The following is a 23922-nucleotide window of genomic DNA, read 5'->3' on the forward strand; positions in this document are numbered from 1 at the left end:
GACTGTGTGATCCACTACGGCGCGGTCGCAGATCAGGGCAGTATTCTGGGAAAACATGCCGTCCTGTTCCGCGATGTGGCCATGATGGATTCGGTATTGGGGGCGTATAGCTATGCGCAGGCGGGAACGGTTGTATACAACGCCGAGATCGGGCCGTTCTGTTCCATTGCGGGCGAGGTCATCGTCGGCCTTGGCGCGCATCCGACCTCGATGACGAGTACCAGCCCCGTGTTCTATGACGACGGGCAGCCTTTGCCGCATTTTTTCGCAAAGGGTCGGCAATTTACCGATGTCCTGCCGCGAACCGTGATCGGTGCGGATGTCTGGATCGGGCAGCGCGCAATGATCAAGGCCGGGGTCAATGTCGGGGTGGGTGCCGTGATCGGGGCGGGCTCGATCGTAACGAAGGATGTCCCGCCCTATACCATCGTGGCCGGGAATCCCTGCCGAACGATCCGCCTGCGCTTTCCGGAGCAGGTATGCCAGAGGTTGCTTGAGTCGCGGTGGTGGGAGTTCGACGAGGCCAGGCTGGAAAAGCTGGCGCCCTTCTTTCCCGACCCCGCGTTCCTTCTGGCCGAAATGGAGCGCGACAATTGAGCGGTCTGTATACACGCGTGATGGCCCGGGTCTGGCGGTACTGGTTCACATTGATCCACGGGCCATCGTTCAGGTCGCTCGGGCGCGGCTCTTTTCTGTTCCGCCCGTTCCGCGTGGATGGCGCAGAGGGGATCGAGGTCGGTGAAAAGACCGTCATGCAGCGGGGGGCATGGCTGTATTGTTGCGGGGTTGACGATATCCCCGCGTCCCTGAAAATCGGGAAGGGTTGTGTCTTCGGATACAACAACCATATTGCGGCTGTGCGTGATGTCGCAATAGGCAACAACGTGCTGACAGCCAACAATGTTTACATCTCCGATAACCTGCATGCCTACGAGGATATTTCCAGGCCTGTCATGCATCAGCCGGTCAGGTTCAAGGGCGCGGTCTCGATCGGGGAGGGCAGTTGGATCGGCGAGAATGCCTGCATCATCGGCGCGCGAATCGGACGGAATTGCGTGATCGGCGCGAATGCCGTGGTGACGCGGGACATCCCCGACTATTCGGTGGCAGCCGGCGTTCCGGCAGTCGTGATACGGCAATTTGATCCGCGGCTGGATAAGTGGGTCAGGCCGGATTCATAGGCATGGATGATCAGGCCTGCAAAGGTCGCATCCATAAAACAACATCAGGCGCGCCGGAATTGCAGAAGATGAGCATGCATGCCGGAAGGCGACAAAGGGGAAACAGGGTCTCATGACGAGAAACGTTATACATATAGGATTTCCGAAAACGGGTACTACCACCCTGCAAAAATGGTATTTCTCCACCCATCCGGAGTTTGCCTATCTCGGGCAGACAAACATACCCGCTGATCTGAGGAAGTGGTTCGAACTGGACGTCCTGTGCAAGTCGGAGATGGAATACGAGCGTGAGCCTGTGATCAGGGCGTTTCGGGAAAAGCGCGACCAATTGATGCAGGCCGACCCGGGCAAGACGTTCGTATTCTCACACGAGGCACTTACGTATTACACCGAAGCATTCAGGGTGGATATGGCCGAGATGGCGCGCAGGGTAAAGGACATTTTCGGGGAAGCCAGGATCGTAATTACCATACGCAGCCAGGACACCATGCTGTGCTCCCTGTATCAGCAGGCCGTCCAGGGAGGCGCGTTCGTTTCACTGGATTCCTACCTCGGGTTCTACCGCGACCAGTACTATGCATCCATCCTGCCGGTCCTGAAATACGTGCCGGTCATTCAGTGTTATGAAAGATTGTTCGGCAAGGGCAATGTGCATGTGCAATGTTTCGAGGAGTTCGTGAGCCACCCGGAAGATTTTTTCTCCAGATTGTCGGAATTTTGCGGCGTCAAGAATATGGCCATTTCGTGTCCCCACGAAAATGCCGGCCTGACAGGTTTGGGAGTCCAGTTGCAGAGGGTGGCCAATCGGGTTTGCCCATATGATCTGGGGGCGCATTTGTTGCGGCCACCGATTCGTAACATGGGGGAAAAGCAGAAGCGATCTTTTCTGCTGTACTACAAACATGCCACCAATCTGCTGACCGGAAAGATCGGCAGGAGTATCCCGTTCGGAAGAAAAATCGTCCTGTCGGATTACTGGAAAAACGAAATCGATGCGCTGTATCGTGAATCGAACCGGATTCTCGCCAAAGAATACGGCCTGGACCTGGAGCGTTATAAATACCCGGGTCTGTAGGATGGGACGATCCCGGCACAACCCGTCTTGCCCCGGGTGGGGCTGAATCATGAAAACGCGATTACAATTCGGGCATGAACATTCAGGCGATACCGCAAGCGTTATCAGCAACCAGTCATTGATTCCATACGGGAGCCGTTGCCAGCAACCCAGATCATGAAAAAAATAAAAGTCTTCAGCACGCAATTCAATTACCAGTACGGCGGGGTGATCCACTTTCCCTACAGCATCGCCTCGCTGGTGGCTTACATCAAATCCTTCCCGGATCTGGATGCACGTTTCCAGTTCGAAAAGACCTTCGTCTTCAGGAACAAGTTCGACGAATATGTTTCCAGATGCGCCGATGTCGATATCCTTCTCTGTTCCTGCTACACATGGAACTGGGAAATCACCACGCGGCTTGCCAAAGCGGTCAAGGAACTGAATCCGGGCTGTCTGGTGATCTTCGGCGGGCCGCAGGTGCCGCTGAATTATCAGGGCGATGTTCCGCTGACATGGGTCGAACAATCGAAGGGTACGTTCTTTGCGGATTATCCCTATGTGGACATGCTGGTGCATGAGGAAGGCGAATGTACGCTGAAAGACATCTTTGCCGAATACCTCGGGGACAAGGATTACTCGAAGATCAGCGGATTGGAGACGCGGAATTACAAAACTCCCCGTGCGAACCGGATCGCAGATCTGGATATGTTGCCGTCGCCTTACCTTACAAATCTGGTATGGGATCTGGTCGAGGCAGTGGAGGGCGTGACCTACATCGCTTCCTGGGAAACCAATCGCGGCTGTCCGTTCCAGTGCACCTATTGCGACTGGGGGAGCGCGACTAAGACGAAGGTCCGGAAACGCGACATGGAGATATTGCTCAAGGAGATCGACTGGTTCGCGGACAACAAGATCCCGTATGTGGATTGTTGCGATGCCAACTTCGGCATCTTCGCGGACAGGGATCTGGCGCTGGCGCGGAAATTCAAGGAGGTGAAATTAGCCAAAGGGTATCCGGGCAGGGTGCGCCCCGCGTGGGTGAAAGCCTCATCGGAACGACTGATCCCCATCGCCAAGGAGTTGCTGGAGGCGGATCTGTTGCGGGCGGTCACGCTTGCGGTGCAGTCGCTGGATCCGACCACTCTGAAAACGGTCAAGAGAAGCAATATCAAATTCGATACTTTCGCCAATCTGACCCAGCAATTCAGGGATCACAAGATCGAAACGTATACCGAATTCATCATGGGGATGCCGGGGGAGACGCTGACAAGTTACAAGAACGGGCTGGAACAGTTGATGGAGCTCTTCCCGCGCCCCGTGGTGTTCGTCTATAACTGCGGGGTGTTCGTGAACGCGCCGATGAACGAGCCGGCATATCTGGAGGCGTACGGCATCAAGGTGACCAAGTCGCCGATCTACCTGTGGCATTCATCCATCCACAATCGCGGCGACATCCCCGAGTATGAATACATCACGATCAGCGCCAACTCCTTCTCGCTGGACGATCTGAAAGCGATGTATCTGTACGGCTGGACAACGCAGGCGTTGCACAGCATGGGCATCCTCGAATATATCGCCAAGTTCTACAACCAGGTGCACGGATTGAAGTTCATAAAGTTTTACGAGACCTTCATCGAGTATTGCCAAAGGGATGATGCGTCCGGCTTCAAAACGGAATTTACCATCGTCAGGAATTATATCGACACCGGATATGCCGGCGGCGGATGGGATCATTACGATCCCGATCTGGCGCCGATCTTCTGGCCCATCGAGGAGGCTACCTGGCTGAGGTGCGTAAGGGACAGCCAATGGCTGCGCCGCGAGATTCTGGACTTTTTGCGCTATCTGGAGGGGAGGCTGGAATACGGGGACGACATGGAGATGATCGAGGATCTGGTGGATTTCCAGGTGTTCCTGTTGTCCGTCATGGACAGAAAAGAGCCCGTAAAAAATCATGTTGCAAAATATGCGTGGAAGGATTTCCTGCTGAATGGCAATGCAAAAATTGCCGAGTTGAATCGTTCGCCCCGGGAATATTCCTGGGAAAACAAGGTGACCGAGAGCGACAGGGCGCAATGGTGCTACAAGGCCATATGGGTCGGACGTAACCAGGGAAATTACAAATGCCACCTTGAGCACCTGAACGAAAATGCCGCCGGCTGAAAGCATGGCAGTCAGACACCTTTAACAGACCTATTCTAATTTCATGGCACAAAACATATTGATCACCGGCGGCGCCGGCTTCATCGGTTCCAGGCTGGCCCTGTCTCTTGTGTCCAGGGGGCATGCCGTTCGGGTGCTGGACAATCTGGCCACGCAGATCCATGGCGCCGATCCCGCATCTTCCCCGCTGTTTCGCTCGATCCAGGGCAAGGTCGATTTCCTGAGGGGCAGCGTCACCAGTCGCGATGACTTGATGAAGGCATTGCAGGGGATGGATACGGTGGTGCATCTGGCCGCCGAGACCGGAACCGGGCAATCCATGTATGCGATCAGCCACTACACGGATGTCAATGTCGGCGGGACCGCATTGCTGCTCGACCTGATCGCCAACGAGCCGTTCCCGGTGAAGAAGATCGTGGTGGCTTCGTCGCGCGCGGTCTATGGAGAGGGAAAATACCGCTGTCCGGAACATGGCACGGTCTTTCCGTTGCCGCGTCTCGCGGAAAATATGGAACGGGGGGATTTTGCGGTGCATTGCCCGTTGTGCGGTGCCGAGGCGCATCTTGCTTCTTCCGATGAAGAAACCCCGGTCCGTCCGAGTTCCGTGTACGGGATCACCAAGCTGGCCCAAGAACAGATGGTCCTGACGGTCGGTAAAGCGCTCGGCATCTCGGCGCTGGCTTTCCGCTACCAGAATGTCTACGGGCCGGGCCAGTCGCTATCCAATCCCTACACCGGTATCTTGTCGATCTTCTCGACGCGTATCCGCAACGGGAGCGGCATCAACATCTTCGAGGATGGCAAGGAAAGTCGCGATTTCGTATTTGTTGACGATGTGGTGGCGGTTACCGCGAAAGGCGTGGAATACCAGCCGGCGCTGGTGGACGCGTTCAATGTTGGCTCCGGTGTGGCGACCGATGTGCTGACAATCGCCAATACCCTCCAGAAACTGCTGGACGGAAACGTGCCCATTGAAGTTTCAGGCCAGTTCCGCGCGGGAGACATTCGGCATAATGTGGCCTGTCTCGATAAAACGCGGGCTATCCTGGGCTTCGAGCCTTCAGTGGATATCGAGGAAGGTTTGCGGCGGTTCGTTGCATGGGTAAAGGGCGAGCAGGTTCAGGCCGACCGCTATGAGGAAAGCATGCGTGAACTCAAGGCAAAAGGGCTTTTCAAGTGAACGCAACCGGAACGTCCGGGCTGGTCAGCGTGGTGGTGCCGAGTTACAACTATGCCCGATATCTGGACCAGCGCATGGCCAGCCTGCTGAACCAGACCTATCGGAATCTGGAGATTCTGGCCATAGATGATTGCTCCACCGATGATAGCGTCGAGGTGCTGCGCAAATATGAGTCCCGTCCGCAGTTCAAACTGGTCGTTCGCGAAAAGAATGGCGGCTGGGTGGTCGTCAACAATCAGGGCGTGGAGATGACCTCCGGCGAGTACATTCTTTTCGCGCAGTGCGATGATGATTGCGATCCGCGCATGGTAGAACGCCTGGTCGGCGCGATGGACGCCAATCCCGGGGCCGGGATCGCTTTCTGCCGCAGCCTGCTGGTGGATGAGCAGGAGCGAGTAATGGGGGATGATTTTGCGGTCAGGGAACGGGCGTTCCGCGACAAGTGCGGGAACGATACCCTGATAACGGGGGCGGAAATGGGCCGTTTCCTGTTGCATTCCTGCGTGATCCCCAACCTGAGCGCGGTGTTGATCAGGCGGGAATGTTTTAACACGGTCGGGAATTTCACTTCATCCTACCGGGTGAGCGGTGACTGGGACTGGTTCTTCAGAATCGCGGCACATTATGGTTTTGCGTATGTGGCCGAACCGTTGAACCGGTTTCGACAGCACCAGACCACGATACGCAGTTCAACCAAAGCGCGCGTGGTCTATGAGGAATATTTCCGCCTGTTGCTGAACCAGATCAGGTCGCTGGAATTGACGTTTGCCGAACGCTGTCGTTTCCGAACGCGCGTCATGTATCTGTGGGGAGTGCACCTTTTTTCCCAACCCTGGAGCGCATTGCGTAATTTCCCTTATCATCTGGGCAGGGTCTTGCAATTGGATCCCTATGCGTTGATATTTCTGACGCCCGCTCTGATATTGTGCATCTTCAGGATTGTCGAAAAGGCCTGCAATAGAACGGCCCCCGTCGGGAGTGCCTGATTGACTGTGTTATCGATAATTCGGGGAATGGCTGTCCGTGCGGCAGATCCCAACAGGAGCAACCATGTTGCTGACAGATAAAGTTGTTGTTGTCACAGGCGGAGCCGGTTTTCTCGGAAGGCAGTTCTGTGCTGCCGTGGCCGAGCAGGGCGGTGTGGCAGTGGTCGCTGATATTGATATGGAGGCTGCGAAGCTGGCGGCAGCCGGGATCGCAGGGATGCATCCGGGGCGGGCGGAAGCCGTTTCGCTGGATATTACCAGCCATGCATCCATAAGCGCGCTGATCGCCGGACTCATGGAAAGATACGGGCATATTGATGCGCTGGTGAACAATGCTTACCCGCGCAACCGCAATTACGGGCGCAAGCTGGAAGACGTGACCTATGAGGATTTTTGCGAGAACGTCAATTCCCATCTGGGCGGATACTTCCTCATGGCCCGGCAATTCGGCCTGTTCTTCCGGGAACACGGCGGGGGCAACATCGTTAACATGGCCTCCATTTACGGGGTCATGGCGCCGCGTTTCGAGGTTTATGCGGAGACACCCATGACCATGCCGGTCGAGTATGCTGCCATCAAGTCGGCGGTCGTCCACCTGACGCGCTACTTCGCCCAGTATTTCAAGGGCGATGGCATAAGGGTGAATTGCCTCAGTCCGGGCGGGATACTGGATCAGCAACCCGAAGCTTTCCTGGAAAAGTACAACGCCCACTGCAATGGCAAGGGGATGCTTGATCCGCAGGATATAAACGGCAGCCTGCTATTCCTGCTGTCGGATGCGTCACGGCATGTGACAGGGCAGAATCTGATAGTCGATGACGGATTCTCGCTGTAATGCCGGTTACTGGAATTGGACGGGTTGAGCGAATGAACAAGACATGGATTTACGAACAGACCGAGCGCAATGTATTGCAATGGGATGGCGCGATGGAGACCCATTATCCGGAATCGGGCAGTTGGCTTCGTGATCCGGACGCCTACTTCAATCGGTTGTGCGGGGACTGCAATTATCTGGACGCGGTCAAGCTGATCGACTGGAACGCATACTTGAAGAATGATTCTCGGATTCTGGACGTGGGCTGCGGGGGCGGATGGCTGGCGGGATACCTGTCCGGGTTCGAAGCCGTAAGTACGATATACGCTCTGGATTCAAGCAGGCGTTTCCTGTCTGACCTGCTGCCGCAGGTTACAAGGATAATGAACGGCAATGCCGAAAAGATCGAAACCATCGAGGGCATGTTCACGCCTTTGCTGTTTCAGGATGCGTCACTGGACATGGTCGTTGCCTCATCCGCGCTTCATCATGCCGACAGCCTGGAAGGTGTCCTGAGGGAGATACGGCGCGTGCTGAAGAAAGATGGCCTGCTGCTTATCCTGAACGAAACGCCGCGCCCGTGGTTGCGCTATGTATTGTCGCTTGCGGTTGCTTTCGCCAGGATGATCGGCAAAGCGATCGCGCGTGAGTATGAGAGAACTTCGCCGTCCATTTCGTCGAGCGGCTTTTTGTACGACCCGTTGCTCGGGGATAAAAGCTATCCGTCATGGTACTGGCAGGAAGCCATCAGGCGCTCGGGATTCTCTCTGGTGGAAGTCGTTAATACGGGATTGCCTACGGTTAAAGGCGATCGTGGCGCAGGTTTGACACATTTTATTTGCAGGGCTGCCTGATACCGGACAGGTCATCGAGGGCGTAACTTTACAATCACGAGAATTAAAAAATGGAAAAAATTCTGGTAACCGGCGGCGCGGGCTTTCTGGGGTCGCATCTTTGCGAAAGGTTGATCAATGATGGGCACGATGTGCTGTGCGTGGACAATTTTTTCACCGGCAGCAAGCAGAACATCGTGCATCTCATGGGTAACCCCAATTTTGAATTATCGCGGCACGACGTTACTTTCCCGCTCTATGTCGAGGTCGACCAGATCTATAACCTGGCATGCCCCGCTTCGCCGATCCATTATCAGTTCGATCCGGTACAGACGACCAAAACGAGTGTCCACGGCGCAATCAACATGCTCGGGCTGGCCAAGCGGGTCAAGGCCAAAATCCTGCAGGCTTCGACCTCCGAGGTGTATGGCGACCCCGAAGTGCATCCACAGGATGAAAGCTACTGGGGGCGCGTGAACCCGATAGGCATACGCAGCTGCTACGATGAAGGCAAACGATGCGCGGAAACGCTATTCTTCGATTACTGGCGCCAATATGATCTGCCGATCAAGGTGGTGCGCATTTTCAATACCTATGGACCGCGCATGCATCCCAATGACGGGCGGGTGGTAAGCAACTTTATCGTCCAGGCGCTCCGGGGCAGTGATATCACTATCTATGGCGATGGCCAGCAGACCCGGAGTTTTTGCTATGTCGATGATCTTGTCGAAGCGCTCATCCGCATGATGGATACTGAAAAGAATGTTACCGGCCCGGTCAATGTTGGGAACCCGGGGGAATTCACCATGCTGGAACTGTCGGAAAAAATCCTGCAGCTCACCGGTTCGAAAAGCCGGCTGGTATTCAAACCGTTGCCGTCCGATGATCCGAAGCAACGCCAGCCGGATATCACATTGGCCAGGAAAGAACTGGGCTGGGAGCCCAAGGTCGGCCTTGAAGATGGGCTGAAAGAAACGATCGCCTATTTCCGGCGCACCCTTCCATAGATGATGGATACAGCGAAGGAACCCGGGAGCATGCAGCCATTTTCAATCATGGTAAGCGTTGTAGTTCCGACGCATAACCGCAAAGAATTGTTGTCCGAAACGCTTCGGTCGATCCTGCATCAGACATTTCGCGATTTTGAACTGATTGTCGTGTCGGATGGCTCCACGGATGGCACCGATGAGATGGTGTCCTCGATCGCCGATACACGGGTCCGCCTGATCCGGCAGGAAAAGAGCGGGCAGCCTGCAAAGCCGCGCAATACGGGAATCAGGGAGGCGCGCGGGAAATATGTTGCACTTTGCGATGATGACGATATCTGGGTTCAGGACAAGCTTGCCATTCAAGTGGATGCCATGGAGCATAACGGGGAGGTCGGGCTGTGCTATACCAATGGACAGGTTCTGCGTAACGGTGTGTTGGGGGAACGCCCGCTCAATAGGCGAAAAATTTTCAATAACCACTTTTACGAGCTTCTGAAGGGCAATGTCATCCCGAATTCCAGCGTACTGATCCGGCGGAGCGTATTCGATCGCGTTGGGTTCATCAATACGGATCCGGTGTGGCGCGGTATAGAAGATTATGAATTCTGGTTGCGGGTCGCGCACGAGTTTCCGTTACTCTACATCGACCAGCCCTTGATCCAGTATCGCGTCCATTCGAACAACATCACGTTCAGCCGTTCATTGGAAACCAGACGTGCGATCGGGGTCGTGCGGCATGTCGGCCGACTTTTCGGCATCTCCTACGGATTATTGCCCACCCTTGTAATTCAATACGCAAAATACTGGACGTACAAACTGTTGTTGAAATGATCGGGATGTCGCAGCACCGGCGGCCGTTGCAGCCGCAGGCCGGCACCGTACTTAACGCTTGCAGGATCTTGAACCTGATGGATAGCCAAAAATGATAGTCGCGGTTACCGGCGGGACCGGTTTTATTGGCAGGAAGCTGGTTGCACGTCTGATCGAACGGGGCGATACGGTGCGCTTGTTGACGCGCACTCCAGACCCGGGCGAACATTCTTCGATCGAGGTGCATCAATGCGACCTGCTGACAGCGGAAGTGAGCGAGCTTTCATCAATTCTGGAGGGTGTGGAAGTGCTCTATCACTGTGCCGGGCAGATCAATGACCTGTCTGCCATGCGCGCCCTGCATGTCGATGCAACGCACAAACTGGTCGGGGCAGCTTCGCATCGCATCGGCCGCTGGGTGCAATTGAGCAGTGTCGGCGTGTACGGGCCGGTAAGCGAAGGCGAGGTTACCGAGGACTCGGCGATAAGCCCGGTCGGTGAATACGAGGTTACCAAAGCCGAGTCGGACCAGATCATCATCGAGGCGGCAGATCGTGGCTGTTTTGGCTATTCCATGCTGCGCCCCTCGAACGTGTTCGGCGCGGGGATGCAAAATCGATCGCTGTTCGACATGATCCGCATCATCGACCGGGGATTGTTCTTTTACATCGGCAAGCCCGGCGCGTCGGCCAACTACATCCATGTCGATAATGTGGCCGAAGCGTTGCTGCAATGCGGCACCCTGCCGCGCGCAGAGGGCGGGATATTCAATCTTTCGGATTGCCGTACTCTGGAAGAGTTTGTTGCCATCATTGCCAGTGCGCTGGGAAAACATGCGCCGCGCATGCGATTGCCCAAGGCGCCGGTCAGGCTGCTTGCCAGATGGAGTGAAATGCTCCCGGGTTTTCCGCTTACCGAGGCCAGGGTTGATGCGCTGACGAACCGGGCGACTTATCCGGATACGAGAATTGAGCGGGAGTTGGGCTATCGCCATCTGGTGACGATGGAAGAGGGGGTGATGGAGTTGGTGGCCCTATGGAAGAAGAGCCAATGACGAGTGCCATGACATTTAAATCCGAGTCGCAATCATCCGTGCACGTCCCTGCTGTCCGGCCTGAAATGTTGCCAAATGTCCGCATTGCCCGCATTTCCACGGTTGCATTTTTTGTTGTGTCTCAGTTGAAGCGCCAAATCGAGTCGCTGAGTGAAAGCGGTGCGCACGTAACGGTAGTGGCCAGTAGCGGACCCGAGATGGCATCCTTGGAAAGGATTCCGGATGTGGATTGTGTCGCAATCGATATCCCGCGATCAATCTCGCCGTGGCGTGATCTGCGGGCGTTGATATGTCTGTACCGGTTTTTCAGGCGTGAGCATATCGACATCGCGCATTCGACCACTCCCAAAGCCGGATTGCTTACTGCCATTGCCGCGCTTCTGGCAGGTGTGCCGATACGTTTACACACTTTTACCGGTCAACCCTGGGTGCGCATGAGGGGGATCAAGCGCGGTCTGGCGCGCGGGAGTGACAAGCTGATAGGCAAACTGAGTACGCGCTGTTATGCGGATAGCGAAAGCCAGCGTCAATTTCTCATTGAACAGGGACTGATTGCCCCCGAACAACTGTTCGTAATAGGGGCGGGCTCGCTGGCCGGTGTGGATACCGGACGGTTCAGTCCGGCGCGCTTTTCGAGCGAGGAGAAAATTGCCACTAGGCGGGCTCTGAATATTCCGGAAGATGCGCAAGTGATATTGTTTGTGGGGCGCATTACGGTCGACAAGGGTGTGCATGAATTGCTCGAGGCGTTCCGCGAGACAAAAAATGAGCTGAATCGCGTGCATCTGGTATTTGTCGGGCCATTTGATTCGGACAGCGGCGTGACTGGAGGAATCTCGCGGCGAGATATTGAGGGTATCCAGGATACGCATGTTGTAAGTTATACAGCATGCCCGGAGGCATATATGTCTATTGCCGATATCCTGTGTCTGCCGAGTTATCGGGAAGGGTTCGGTACGGTTGTCATCGAGGCTGCGGCAATGGGCGTGCCGACCGTTGGATCGAATATTTACGGCCTATCCGACGCGGTGGTAGATAACGAAACGGGAATTCTGGTGCCGCCGCGTGATTCGTCAGCACTGGCAAGGGCGCTGTCCATGCTGCTGACTGACGGTGAACGGCGTGTGCAAATGGGGTGCGCGGCCCGAAACAGGATAGAGATGCTTTTCGATGCGAATATGGTAAACGGGGGGCTGATTGAGGAGTATCATCGTCTCCTGTTACGTGCAGAAAAGGCTCGGAAGCCGCGTCAGCTATAGGATTGAACGATTATTTTCATGGGATTCTCCGGGAAATTCAGGCTGCGCGATTTATGGAAGCGGCAGTGGATTTGCACGGGACATTCCCGATGAATTGAAGGTAAAGTGAAGAACGCTCCATTGCTAATCAAGGAATCCCTGCAGGCGCGATATCTCTGGATATTCGCATTCTGTTTTGCGACGGTCTCCTCCCTGCTGTTCCAGAAATTCCTGTTGCCGATGCTACCCGCCATGCACGCCGGCTCGGGCTTGCTTATGAATGATGCGGAGTATTACCACAGGTCTGCGATACTCATCGCGGACAATATTCGCGCGCATGGATGGTCTGCATGGTCGATCTGGTCAGCGCAAACCAGCACAGGGGGTAACGTGGCTGTTCTTGCCGCACTATATGCCCTTTTCTCGGCTGACCCGGCACTGATCATCCCGGTTAACGCGTTCTTCCAGGCAAGCAGTGCTTATTTGCTCCTCCTTATCGGGCGTGAGTTATGGCCCGGCCGTGCCGGAAACCTCGCCGGGCTGGCTACCGCGATACTGTTCATCGTCTTCCCCTCATCGCTTAGCTGGTACAGCCAGCCGCTCAAGGATTGCTATGTCATCACTGGCATGCTGCTGATTCTCTATACCTGGCTCAAGGCGCTTCATCCAGTATCAGTGAAGGGCGGGACGGCGAAACTTCTTGCATGGATGTGGCTGGGGATACTGCTGGTTGCTTTTGTCAAACTGTATTACCTCAAACTGTTGTTTGTGGCGGCTGGGGTGATTGCCTGCGTTGTTGCGTTTCATCTCCTGCGGGTGAAACATCCCCGCCGTTACCGGATCATGCTTTTCTATCTTTCTGCGATTCTTTTTATCGCCGCAACATTCCAGATCGCCCGCCCCTTCGCGGGTGGGCAGAGTGAAAGTTACGCGGAGTGGGTTCCCTCCGGGATTACGGATACCACGAGGTCATGGCAATGGCGCGACTCACGCTGGTTCCCCGATATTCTGGAAAGTTATTTGGAGACGACAGCCAGAACGCGCGTTGGCATGATAGAGAAAAATCAGTACGTTAACGCCGGCTCTGCGATTGATACGGAAATCGCGCCGCAATCAGTTTCAGAGGTGATCATTTACATGCCTCGCGCTCTGCAGATTGCTTTGTTTGCTCCGTTCCCGGATACGTGGATGCAGAGGCCCAGTCTGACCCGGCTCATCGGCGTATGTGAAACGGCTCTTTGGTATTGCCTCGTGCCCGGTCTGCTGTTTGCGTTGTACTACCGGCGCACACTTGCATTGACGATAACGATGTTGTTCGCCGTGTTTTTCATGATGGTGTTCAGCCTTGTGATGCCCAACGTCGGTACCTTATATCGTTTTCGGTATGTCTACGAATTTATGCTGATGGTTATCGCCATTGGCGGATGGGTTCGTTTTTTTCTGAATCGTCCGGGCAGGAAGGGAAGGCGGGCGCCTGAAACTGCCCATGAGGTTTACAGTCCGGCGGAAGATGGCAGTCCGGTTCAGCACAAAGGCACGAAAAAATCTCTTATCGGCGCTACGGCAATGGTTTCATTGCTGACGTTGATCGGGTCACTGGGTTTTTTTGCGCGCGATCTTTATATGATTAGCTGGCTGGGCGCGGGCAACGAAATGGACAGCTTCTTTCTTGGCGCAATGATTCCCATGTTTTGTGTGGCGTTGCTTTCCATTCCGGCGGGAGCGGCAATGACCCCAGTGTTCTCTGCGCTACAGAACGCTTCCGATCGGTTGGTACAGGCACGGATCATTGGTTCCACGATGTTTCTGTTGGTGATGATGCTCGCATTGATATCCGCTCTTTTGTATTTCTTTGCGCCGTATCTGTTTTCGGCATTGAAATGGCATTACACCGCCGAAAAAATGGCGGCCATCATCAAAATCATGAATATTTACCTGATAATTTTGCTTTTCAGCGGGCTCGTGATTATAGGTAATGCCGTTCTTAATACCGCAGGCAGGCTGGTATTCCCGGCAGCGGCACAGCTTGTGGTGCCGTTCGTGGTATTTGTGGCGCTATTAACATTCGGCTCGGCGCATGGTATTTACGCTGCAGCATACGGCATGCTGGTCGGGCAGGTCATGAATCTTGCATTGGTGATATATGCGCTCAAGCAAAGGGGGGTATTACCCTCGCTTCGATTGGATATTCCAACTGCGTTCCAGAAATTGCCTTTCCACCAGTATGCCATCCTTGTGGCGTCATCACTGTCAGCCGCACTGTTTGTGCCGGTGGCAAATGTGATCGCGGCTAGCTTGCCATCGGGCAGCGTCGCAATCATTGGCCTGGGGTCGAAGGTCGTTTTGTTGATCACGGGAGTGATCGGGATTGGAATGACTACGGTGCTATTGCCGTATTTTTCCGGCCTGGTGGCAAAACTCCATCATCATCAGGCGAAATCAGACCTGTCTTTTTTTCTGTTGCTTGTAACTTTGATCAGTGTTCCGGCGGCGCTTGCCATGTCAATGATGGCAGAATCCCTGACCGTTTCAGTGTTTGCAAATAGTGCGTTAAACGAAGCGGAGATACAAAAAATGGTCAGGGTAATCCAATACGGCGTGATCCAGCTCCCGTTCTATACGTGCGGGTTGGTCGCCATTAAATTCATTACTGCCTATCAGCGTACATGGATCGTGTTGCTGTCATCGCTGGTGGGGTTGGTACTGACCATTGTGCTGGGGATTCTTCTTGCGAGGCTATTGGGTGTCGGGGGCATTTCACTTGCCATGACACTTTCGATGGCTGCTTCAGCGGCAATTCTGGTTTTTTACGCAAATTACCTTAAACACATACCGGTTTCTGACAGTATCTTTATTGTATTCAACTGGGTCAGTTTCTTTACGCTCTTCATCTGCTTGCACTATCACGTGTATATAGGCGCGGCAATTGCTGGATGCGCATATGTTCTGCTGGTGGCGGGCAGCTGGAATGCGATGATCGCTCACATATACGACAGCAAAATACCCCTCCGGTACCGACCCCGGGAGGGTTGATTTAATAAAAGCGGACGGTGAAATGATTGTTCTGATACTCGGAAGTCTATGACCACATTTCTTGTGACTGGTGCCAGCGGGTTTGTGGGGCAGGCGTTGTGTGCCGAATTGTTGTTCAGGGGGCATTCGGTGTGTGGTGCGGTACGTAGCCGGATGTCTTCGATTTCGTCCGCAGTGCCAGTTGCTGTGGTCGGGGAGATCGGTGCAGACACGGATTGGACGGTTGCACTGGATGGCGTGGAAGTGGTGATTCATCTTGCTGCGCGCGTGCATGTGATGCGCGAAAACGCTATGGACCCATTGGCTGAATTTCGTCGCATCAATGTCGCGGGAACGGAACATCTGGCCCGATGCGCTGCGGCCAGCGGCGTGAAGCGCATGGTTTATGTCAGCTCCATCAAGGTCAATGGCGAGCAGACCTCCAGTGGGCAGCAATTCTCCGAGACAGACATGCCCGCGGCACAAGATCCCTACGGTGTTTCAAAATGGGAAGCCGAACAGGCATTGCGCCGTGTGGCCAGTGAGACTGGTCTGGAAGATGTCATTGTGCGCCCCCCGCTGGTGTACGGGCCGGGCGTGAAGGGCAACTTTGCGCAGATGTTGAATGTGGTTGCAAAAGGTATTCCATTGCCGTTTGCGTCCTTGCAGAATCGGCGCAGCCTGATTTGTCTGGGTAATCTAGTGGATGCGCTCATTGCCTGCTCGACACATCCTGCAGCAGCGGGCCAGACCTATCTGGTGAGCGATGGCGAGGATGTCTCTACAACAGCCCTGATCGAGAAGATGGCGCATGCTTTGGGGCGCAACAGTCGTTTGTTTTACTTGCCGCCGGTACTGTTGCGCATTTTGGCAGCCTTGTTGGGGCGCCCCGAACAAATTGCCAGACTGCTCGGCTCGTTGCGAGTGAATGATGAAAAGATACGCGGCGACCTGGCGTGGGTTTCTCCATTTACGATGGAGCAGGGCTTGCAAGCGACGGCGGACTGGTATCTCGGTCATACATCCGGCCAGGGGAAAGATGGATGAATGGTTTCCCCATTGAATATAATTACTGCTCTTTTGAACATCGGGCATCTCGGCAGGTGAGTTATAACCACATGATTTTAGCGACCGACAGCGCAGGGTTTATTGGCTCGAATTTTAGTTCCGGCATAACGCGCATTCGCGCATTAGCCTGCACTGAAATTCGAGCGAAGGGTTTTGTCATACGGGAAGCGGCCTTATGATTCTGGTTACAGGCGGAGCAGGTTTCATCGGCTCGAATTTTGTGCTGGACTGGTTCGCGCAGAACGACGAGGGCATCGTCAATCTGGATAAGCTGACTTACGCCGGGAATCTGGAGAATCTCGCTTCCCTTAAGGACGATGCGCGTCATGTCTTTGTGCAGGGCGATATCGGTGACGCAGGACTGATCGGAGGACTGTTGTCCCGATATCGACCTCGCGCCATCATCAACTTTGCTGCGGAAAGCCATGTGGATCGATCCATCCACGGCCCGGAAGATTTCATACAAACCAACGTCGTCGGCACCTTCCACCTGCTCGAAGCGGTTCGCGCCTACTGGAGCGGCCTGATAGATAAGGAAAAAGACGACTTCCGATTCCTGCATGTGTCCACCGATGAAGTGTATGGTTCGCTCGCCAAGGACGAGCCGGCTTTCAGCGAGACGCGCCGCTACGAACCGAACAGCCCTTATTCCGCCAGCAAGGCGGCCAGCGACCATCTGGTGCGCGCCTACCACCATACCTATGGCCTGCCGGTACTGACCACCAACTGTTCCAACAACTACGGGCCGTACCATTTCCCGGAGAAACTCATCCCGCTGATGATCGTCAATGCACTCGCGGGAAAACCCTTGCCGATATATGGCGACGGGCAGCAAATCCGGGACTGGCTGTTTGTAAAGGATCATTGCAGCGCGATCCGCCGCGTGCTGGAAGCGGGCAAGGTCGGGGAGGTTTACAACGTCGGCGGCTGGAACGAGAAAGCCAACCTCGATATCGTGCACACGGTGTGTGATCTGCTCGACGAGCTGCGCCCCTTGAAACTGGGGAGTCGGAAGTCGGAAGTGGGAAGTGGGAAAGACTCCCCCCCCACTCCCCCCTCCCTCCCCCCCACTTACCGCTCTTTAATCGCCTTCGTTGCCGACCGTCCGGGTCATGACCGCCGCTACGCAATCGATGCGCGCAAGATCGAGCGCGAACTCGGCTGGAAGCCGGCCGAGACCTTCGAGACCGGCATCCGCAAGACCGTGCAATGGTATCTGGACAATCCGGAATGGGTGGGCCATGTACAGTCGGGCGCCTATCGTAACTGGGTAGAAAAGAATTACGCGGAACGCACCTGATGAAGATCCTGCTGCTCGGCAAGAACGGCCAGGTTGGATGGGAGCTGCAACGCAGCCTTGCGCCGCTGGGCGAGCTGGTCGCGCTGGATCGCAACAGCAGGGAATACTGCGGCGATCTGGCAGACCTTGGGGGACTTGCAGATACGATACGCGCTGTTGCGCCGGACGTGATCGTCAATGCTGCTGCCTATACCGCGGTGGACAAGGCCGAGAGCGAAGCGGATTTGGCGCGCGCCATCAATGCGCGCGCCCCCGGTGTGCTGGCGGAGGAAGCCGGGCGCAGCGATGCATGGCTGGTCCATTATTCAACCGACTATGTGTTCGATGGTGGCGGGGACAAGCCCTGGAAGGAAAGCGATGCCACCGGCCCGCTCAATGTATATGGTGCGACCAAGCTGGAAGGCGAGCAGATGATCCGGCAATCCGGCTGCAAACATCTCATCTTCCGCGCCAGTTGGGTATATGGCGCGCGCGGTGGCAATTTTGCGAAGACCATGCTGAGACTGGCACAGGAACGCGACAGCCTCAGTGTCATCGACGACCAGTTCGGCGCGCCTACCGGTGCGGACTTGCTGGCGGATGTCACCGCGCACGCGATCCGCGCCGCGCAGCAGGACGCCGGGGTGGCGGGCATGTATCATCTGGCCGCTTCGGGCGAGATTTCGTGGCACGGCTACGCAAGCTTCGTGCTGGATTTCGCACGGCAGGCGGGAATTGCGCTCAAGGTGGCTCCGGAAGCGGTCAAGGCGGTTCCGACCAGCGCTTTCCCGACACCTGCAACGCGTCCGCATAACTCGCGGCTGGATTGTGATAAGTTGCGCAAGACATTCGATCTGAGCCTGCCGTGCTGGCAGGCCGGAGTCGAGCGCATGCTCACTGAAATTCTGGATAGAGGTAAGTAGGGAGTGGGGAGTGGGGAGTGGGGAGTGGGGAGTGGGGAGTGGGGAGTGGGGAGTGGGGAGTAAATGGGAAAACCGCACGAACAATTAGATGCATGGAAGTTTGCGATGCAGTTGGTTAAAGCGGTGTATCAACTCACGGCAGATTTTCCGGTAGAGGAACGTTATGGACTCGCACAACAAATGAGACGCGCAGCAGTATCAATACCCAGCAATATCGCCGAAGGAGCCGGACGAAACGGCGCAAAAGAATATTTGCACTTCATCGGTATTTCACGCGGCTCACTAGCCGAGCTGGAAACGCAACTTCAATTGGCAGTAATGCTTGATTTTGTTTCGTCCGAACACACCGCATTTGACCTGGCCGATCGTACCGGGAAATTATTGACTGGCCTGCACAAAAAATGGAGCACCCAATGACCCACTCCCCACTTACCAGAAAAGGCATCATTCTGGCCGGGGGGTCGGGGACGCGCCTGCACCCGGTCACGCTGGCAGTCTCCAAACAGCTTTTGCCGATCTATGACAAGCCGATGATCTACTATCCGCTGTCCACCCTGATGCTGGCCGGGATACGCGACATCCTGATTATCTCGACGCCGCAGGATACGCCGCGCTTCGAACAACTGCTGGGTGACGGCAGTGCGTGGGGTTGAACCTGCAATATGCCGTGCAGCCATCCCCGGACGGACTGGCGCAGGCCTTCATCATCGGACGCGATTTCATCGGTGGCGACCCCTCCGCGCTGGTGCTCGGGGACAACATCTTTTACGGCCATTCTTTCTATCAGCAGTTGAACAAGGCAGCACAGCGTGAAGCTGGCGCAACGGTATTCGCCTATCATGTGCGCAATCCGGAGCATTATGGAGTGGTGGAGTTCGATGCGAACGGTCAGGCCGTTTCGCTGGAAGAGAAACCGGCGCAACCCAAATCCAGTTACGCCGTCACCGGGCTGTATTTCTACGATAACTCGGTGCTGGATATCGCCGCGAACCTCAGACCTTCCAAGCGCGGCGAACTGGAGATCACCGATATCAATCGCACCTACCTCGAACATGGCAAGCTGTCGGTCGAGATCATGGGGCGCGGCTACGCCTGGTTGGATACCGGCACACATGAATCCATGCTGGACGCCAGCCAGTTCGTGCAGACCATCGAGCAGCGCCAGGGGCAGAAGATCGCCTGTCCGGAGGAGATCGCCTTTCGCCAGGGGATTCATCGATGCCGCACAACTGGAAAACTGGCAACGCCCCTGCTGAAGAGCGGCTACGGTGATTATCTGATGCAGGTAATCAAGGAAAGGGACATCCGCATTGAAAGCGATTCCGACCTCTCTTCCCGATGTGCTGGTCATCGAACCGAAAGTATTCGGCGATGATCGCGGGTTTTTCTTCGAGAGTTTCAACAGGCGCAAATTCACCGAGTTGATCGGGCGCGAGGTGGACTTCGTGCAGGACAATCATTCGCGTTCGGTCGGGAACGTACTGCGCGGGCTGCATTACCAGATACAACACCCGCAGGCTAAACTGGTTCGCGTAGTGCAAGGTGCCGTGCTGGATGTGGTGGTGGACATCCGCAAGAGTTCGCCGACCTTCGGGCGGCATGTTGCGGTAGAGCTTTCCGCCGGGAACAAACGGATGCTCTGGGTCCCCGAGGGTTTTGCGCACGGCTTTCTCGTATTGTCGGATGCGGCAGAGTTCTTGTACAAGACGACGGACTATTGGTTTCCGGAGCACGAGCGCTGCATTCGCTGGGATGATTCGACACTGGCGATTGACTGGAAATTGCAGCGCCCCCCCATGCTTTCTGTCAAGGATGAAAAAGGAAGGAGTCTCAGCGATGCAGAGGTATTTCCATGACATCCTTGCGATTAGAGAGAATATGCTGATAGAAGTGTTGACCCTGGCCCGCCTCGCGGGCCAAAAAATAATGGCGGCCTACGAGGCCGGGAATACGGGTGAGCAGAGCAAGGCGGACGGTTCGCCGCTGACGGCAGCGGACATGGCCTCGCATCACGCCATCGTGGAAGGACTGCAGCGGCTGACACCCGATCTGCCGGTACTGTCCGAGGAATCCGCCCATGTGGAGTATGAAACGCGCCGCCACTGGGGGCGATTCTGGCTGGTCGATCCGCTGGACGGCACCAGGGAATTCATCAAGCGCAACGGCGAGTTCACCGTGAACATCGCGCTGATCGAGGACGGCGCACCGGTGATGGGTGTGGTGCATGCACCGGCACTCGGGCTGAGTTATTTCGCCGAGCGGGGCAGCGGCGCGTTCAGGCAGCGCGGCGACGAGGCGCCGGTCGCCATCCGGGTCGCGCTGCATGACGGGCACGGGCAACTCAAAATGGTGGGCAGCCGTTCGCACAGCGATCCGCGCCAGGACGATCTGGTGGCGCATCTGGGCGGCGGCGAGTTCGTCAGCATGGGCAGTTCGCTGAAGCTCTGCCTGGTGGCCGAGGGTAGTGCGCATCTCTACCCGCGGCTCGGTCCGACGATGGAATGGGACACCGCCGCCGCACACGCCATCGTGCTGGAAGCGGGCGGCATCGTATGCGACAGCCACGGAGAGTCGTTGTGTTATAACAAACCGGATCTGCATAATCCGCCCTTCATGGTGTTGGCTGCGGACGATAAGGTGTTGTTGGGTAAGATCATGGCCTGGAAATGACGCACTTTTCTTGACGGCGCGCATCATGATGTCATAGCATCAAGATGCGTTTTTATTGTCAGGAGGTCTTTATGCGTACCACGCTGGATATTGAAGACGATGTTTTGGCGGCGGCCAAAGAATTGGCGCGACTCCAACATGTTTCCGCCGGGCAGGTTGTTTCAAGATTATTGAGGAATGCATTGGCGGGCGGGCAGCCGCAGAATCAGCCTGAACATCGGCAAGTCGGAGGATTCAGGCCGTTCCCGTCACGGGGGTTGATAGCAACCGACGACAAAGTCGATCAATTGCGCGACCAAGAGGGTGTTTGATGCGCGCTTTGCTGGATGTGAATGTTCTGATCGCATTGCTTGATGCGGGACATATCCACCATGAGTTGGCAATGTCCTGGCTGGAAAGCGAAATCAAGCATGGGTGGGCTTCATGCCCGATAACCCAGAATGGCTGCATACGCATCATGTCGCAGCCGAACTACCCGGGATCGCTGCCGATCGGCCAGGTTGCAGAACGATTGGCAGAGGCTTCGGCAAGTGCCGATCATGTGTTTTGGCCCGCCGATATCAGTCTGCTGGGAAGCGGGGGGGTGGAGTGGCCGCGGATGTTGGCGCATCGGCAGGTAACGGATGCATATTTATTGGCATTGGCCATACGGCACGGTGGGCGGTTTGTTACGCTTGATCGGCGTATTGGCGCTAATGCGGTGCGCGATGCACGGCCTGACCAATTGGTCGTGCTGGCTGAATATTGACTACAAGGATTCAAATGACAGAGCAGAACGAGGGATTAATTTCCGACAACGTAGTGTGGCATCACGCCACGGTGACGCGCGCGCGCCGCGAGGCGCAGAACGGTCATCGCGGGGCGATCCTGTGGTTCACCGGCCTGTCCGGTTCGGGCAAGTCCACGCTGGCGCACGAGGTGGAAGAGACCCTGCACCGGATGGGATGCAGGACGTTCGTGCTGGACGGCGACAACGTGCGCCACGGCTTGTGCGGCGACCTGGGGTTCTCTGCGGAGGACAGGGTGGAGAACATCCGCCGCATCGGCGAGATGTCCAAACTGTTCATGGAGGCGGGCGTGATCGTGCTGACCGCGTTCATCTCGCCGTTCCAGGCCGAGCGCGACAAGGTGCGCAGGATGGTCCCGCCGGGCGAATTCCTTGAGATATTCTGCCAGTGCCCGCTCGAGGTGTGCGAACAGCGCGATGTGAAAGGCATGTACAAGAAGGCGCGCGCCGGCGAGATCAGCAATTTCACCGGCATCTCCTCGCCCTATGAGGCCCCGGATCATCCGGAACTGGCGGTGAACACGGCGGAACATGACTTGCAGGATTGCGTGCAACAGGTGATGCGGCTGCTTGCGCAGGGTGAGCGCCCGGTTCTGATGCAACACGAACAGGCGATCAGGGAACTGTCAGCAGTGAAGTGACGATGCGCAGCGATTCGTTTGTCGCGCCGCGATTCCGTTCCACAAAGACGATACCCTGTTTGCGCATCTCCGCCAGTGCTTCCGGGTCGCTGAGCAGGCGCCGGGCTTCCGCGATCAGCGTTCCACCATCAGGCACCTGGATGGCGGCGCCCGCAGCAACGGCCAGCCGCGTCGCCTCCGCGAAGTTGAAAGTATGCGGCCCGACCAGTACCGGCGTGCCGGCTGCGCAGGCTTCGATCAGGTTCTGCGCACCATAGGGCAGCAGGCTGCCACCGATGAAGGCGATGTCGGCGGCAGCGTAGTACGCGAACATCTCTCCCATGCTGTCGCCCAACACCACTTGAGTGTCTGCCGGAACCGGGCGGTTATCGCTCCTGCGCCGGAACGTGATGTTGCGTTGTGCGAACAGGTCGGCGACGTTATCGAACCGTTGCGGATGGCGCGGCACGATGACCAGCAGCAGGCCGGGGATGTGAACGTCTTTCAATGCATCAAGCAACAATGCCTCTTCCCCTTCGCGGGTGCTGGCGGCAAGGAATACCTTGCGCGCCATACCGAACTGCTCGCGCAGTTGCCGGCCACGTTCGAGCATCGCGGGCGGCGGCTCGATGTCGAACTTGAGGTTGCCCGTCACAGTGATGTCATGGGCGCCCAGTCCGGCAAGACGATGCGCGTCGTCCTCCGTTTGCGCGCCCACTGAGGCGAGCGCACCAAGCGCGCTGCGGGTCAGCCGCGCGAAGCGCGCATAACCCCGAGCGGATTTATCCGACATGCGCGCGTTCAGCAGCAGCAGGGGAATGTCGTTGCGCCGGCAGGCATGGATCAGATTGAACCAGATCTCCGTTTCCATCAGGATGCACAGTTGCGGCCGGAAGTGCCGCAGGAAACCGTTCACCGCGAACGGGTAGTCGTAGGGCAGGTAGGCGCGCAGCACGTCGTCGCCATACATCTGTTCACCGGTGGCACGTCCGGTGGGCGTGGTATGGGTGATCAGGATGCGGTGCGCGGGATAGTTCTCGCGCAGCCGGGCGACGAGGTTTTGCGTGGCGCGGGTCTCGCCCACCGACACGGCATGCAGCCAGATGACCGGCTGGTCGCAGCGCACGGCATAACGGCCGAAGCGCTCGCCGATGTGATGCAGGTATTCGGGCTGTTTGCGCGCGCGCCACAGCAGGCGCAGCAGGATCAGCGGCAGCGCCAGCAGCAGTGCAACGGTGTAAAGGGGTCTCATCCGGCG

23 protein-coding genes and 1 pseudogene are annotated in these 23922 nt (G+C 56.3%); 23 read left to right on the forward strand and 1 reads right to left on the reverse strand.

Features of this window, described 5'->3' with window-relative positions; translation table 11 throughout:
* Positions 1–6 precede the first annotated feature (6 nt).
* The 23 genes and pseudogenes from IPM27_08150 to cysC all read left to right on the forward strand — a co-directional run bounded on the left by IPM27_08150 (position 7) and on the right by cysC (position 22685).
* A complete protein-coding gene (locus IPM27_08150; protein MBK9161522.1) occupies positions 7–597 on the forward strand; it encodes a CatB-related O-acetyltransferase in 591 nt (196 codons plus the stop codon).
* Positions 594–1181, forward strand: coding sequence for an acyltransferase (locus IPM27_08155; protein MBK9161523.1), 588 nt, complete (start codon positions 594–596; stop codon positions 1179–1181). The genes IPM27_08150 and IPM27_08155 overlap by 4 nt, the downstream gene beginning before the upstream one ends.
* Positions 1182–1293: 112 nt before the next feature.
* Complete coding sequence (locus IPM27_08160; protein ID MBK9161524.1) at positions 1294–2256, forward strand: sulfotransferase; 963 nt, start codon at positions 1294–1296, stop codon at positions 2254–2256.
* A 156-nt stretch (positions 2257–2412) separates the two neighbouring features.
* Positions 2413–4401, forward strand: a complete 1989-nt coding sequence (locus IPM27_08165; GenBank protein MBK9161525.1) for a radical SAM protein — start codon at positions 2413–2415, stop codon at positions 4399–4401.
* 43 nt (positions 4402–4444) lie between these two features.
* Positions 4445–5581 carry an NAD-dependent epimerase/dehydratase family protein gene (locus IPM27_08170; protein MBK9161526.1) on the forward strand — a complete coding sequence of 379 codons (1137 nt, stop codon included), beginning with the start codon at positions 4445–4447 and terminating at the stop codon, positions 5579–5581.
* Positions 5578–6567, forward strand: coding sequence for a glycosyltransferase (locus tag IPM27_08175; protein ID MBK9161527.1), 990 nt, complete (start codon positions 5578–5580; stop codon positions 6565–6567). The genes IPM27_08170 and IPM27_08175 overlap by 4 nt, the downstream gene beginning before the upstream one ends.
* A 64-nt stretch (positions 6568–6631) precedes the next feature.
* On the forward strand, positions 6632–7402 hold the full coding sequence (locus IPM27_08180; protein ID MBK9161528.1) for an SDR family oxidoreductase: 771 nt from the start codon (positions 6632–6634) through the stop codon (positions 7400–7402).
* Positions 7403–7434: 32 nt separating this feature from the next.
* Entirely contained in the window at positions 7435–8235 is an 801-nt protein-coding gene (locus IPM27_08185) for a class I SAM-dependent methyltransferase (protein ID MBK9161529.1), read from the forward strand.
* 50 nt (positions 8236–8285) lie between these two features.
* Complete coding sequence (locus tag IPM27_08190) at positions 8286–9221, forward strand: SDR family oxidoreductase (GenBank protein ID MBK9161530.1); 936 nt, start codon at positions 8286–8288, stop codon at positions 9219–9221.
* A gap of 30 nt (positions 9222–9251) precedes the next feature.
* On the forward strand, positions 9252–10034 hold the full coding sequence (locus tag IPM27_08195) for a glycosyltransferase (protein ID MBK9161531.1): 783 nt from the start codon (positions 9252–9254) through the stop codon (positions 10032–10034).
* Positions 10035–10125: 91 nt separating this feature from the next.
* Positions 10126–11067, forward strand: a complete 942-nt coding sequence (locus tag IPM27_08200; protein ID MBK9161532.1) for an NAD-dependent epimerase/dehydratase family protein — start codon at positions 10126–10128, stop codon at positions 11065–11067.
* A 65-nt stretch (positions 11068–11132) separates the two neighbouring features.
* Positions 11133–12326 (forward strand): glycosyltransferase, encoded by a 1194-nt coding sequence (locus IPM27_08205; GenBank protein ID MBK9161533.1) that lies wholly within the window; start codon positions 11133–11135, stop codon positions 12324–12326.
* 105 nt (positions 12327–12431) lie between these two features.
* Positions 12432–15338, forward strand: a complete 2907-nt coding sequence (locus tag IPM27_08210; GenBank protein MBK9161534.1) for a hypothetical protein — start codon at positions 12432–12434, stop codon at positions 15336–15338.
* 48 nt (positions 15339–15386) lie between these two features.
* Positions 15387–16364 carry an SDR family oxidoreductase gene (locus IPM27_08215; protein MBK9161535.1) on the forward strand — a complete coding sequence of 326 codons (978 nt, stop codon included), beginning with the start codon at positions 15387–15389 and terminating at the stop codon, positions 16362–16364.
* A gap of 196 nt (positions 16365–16560) precedes the next feature.
* Positions 16561–17685, forward strand: coding sequence for a dTDP-glucose 4,6-dehydratase (gene rfbB, locus IPM27_08220; protein MBK9161536.1), 1125 nt, complete (start codon positions 16561–16563; stop codon positions 17683–17685).
* Positions 17685–18587 (forward strand): dTDP-4-dehydrorhamnose reductase, encoded by a 903-nt coding sequence (gene rfbD, locus IPM27_08225; GenBank protein ID MBK9161537.1) that lies wholly within the window; start codon positions 17685–17687, stop codon positions 18585–18587. The genes rfbB and rfbD overlap by 1 nt, the downstream gene beginning before the upstream one ends.
* 63 nt (positions 18588–18650) lie before the next feature.
* Positions 18651–19004 (forward strand): four helix bundle protein, encoded by a 354-nt coding sequence (locus IPM27_08230; GenBank protein MBK9161538.1) that lies wholly within the window; start codon positions 18651–18653, stop codon positions 19002–19004.
* Positions 18989–19962 (forward strand): annotated as a pseudogene (gene rfbA, locus IPM27_08235) (glucose-1-phosphate thymidylyltransferase RfbA). Before IPM27_08230 ends, rfbA begins: the two are co-directional and overlap by 16 nt.
* Positions 19898–20443 carry a dTDP-4-dehydrorhamnose 3,5-epimerase gene (gene rfbC / locus IPM27_08240; GenBank protein MBK9161539.1) on the forward strand — a complete coding sequence of 182 codons (546 nt, stop codon included), beginning with the start codon at positions 19898–19900 and terminating at the stop codon, positions 20441–20443. Before rfbA ends, rfbC begins: the two are co-directional and overlap by 65 nt.
* The gene (gene cysQ, locus IPM27_08245) at positions 20424–21257 is read left to right on the forward strand and encodes a 3'(2'),5'-bisphosphate nucleotidase CysQ (GenBank protein ID MBK9161540.1); all 834 of its coding nucleotides are present in this window, start codon (positions 20424–20426) and stop codon (positions 21255–21257) included. The genes rfbC and cysQ overlap by 20 nt, the downstream gene beginning before the upstream one ends.
* A gap of 71 nt (positions 21258–21328) precedes the next feature.
* The gene (locus IPM27_08250) at positions 21329–21568 is read left to right on the forward strand and encodes a hypothetical protein (GenBank protein ID MBK9161541.1); all 240 of its coding nucleotides are present in this window, start codon (positions 21329–21331) and stop codon (positions 21566–21568) included.
* Positions 21568–22005 (forward strand): PIN domain-containing protein, encoded by a 438-nt coding sequence (locus tag IPM27_08255; protein ID MBK9161542.1) that lies wholly within the window; start codon positions 21568–21570, stop codon positions 22003–22005. The genes IPM27_08250 and IPM27_08255 overlap by 1 nt, the downstream gene beginning before the upstream one ends.
* A 14-nt stretch (positions 22006–22019) precedes the next feature.
* Complete coding sequence (cysC, locus tag IPM27_08260) at positions 22020–22685, forward strand: adenylyl-sulfate kinase (GenBank protein ID MBK9161543.1); 666 nt, start codon at positions 22020–22022, stop codon at positions 22683–22685.
* Here cysC and waaA read toward each other — a convergent pair.
* Positions 22660–23916, reverse strand: a complete 1257-nt coding sequence (gene waaA, locus IPM27_08265) for a lipid IV(A) 3-deoxy-D-manno-octulosonic acid transferase (GenBank protein MBK9161544.1) — start codon at positions 23914–23916, stop codon at positions 22660–22662. The two genes, cysC and waaA, sit on opposite strands and share 26 nt — an antisense overlap.
* Positions 23917–23922 lie beyond the last annotated feature (6 nt).

It is taken from the genome of Nitrosomonadales bacterium, from assembly GCA_016716325.1.
GTDB lineage: Bacteria > Pseudomonadota > Gammaproteobacteria > Burkholderiales > Gallionellaceae > Gallionella.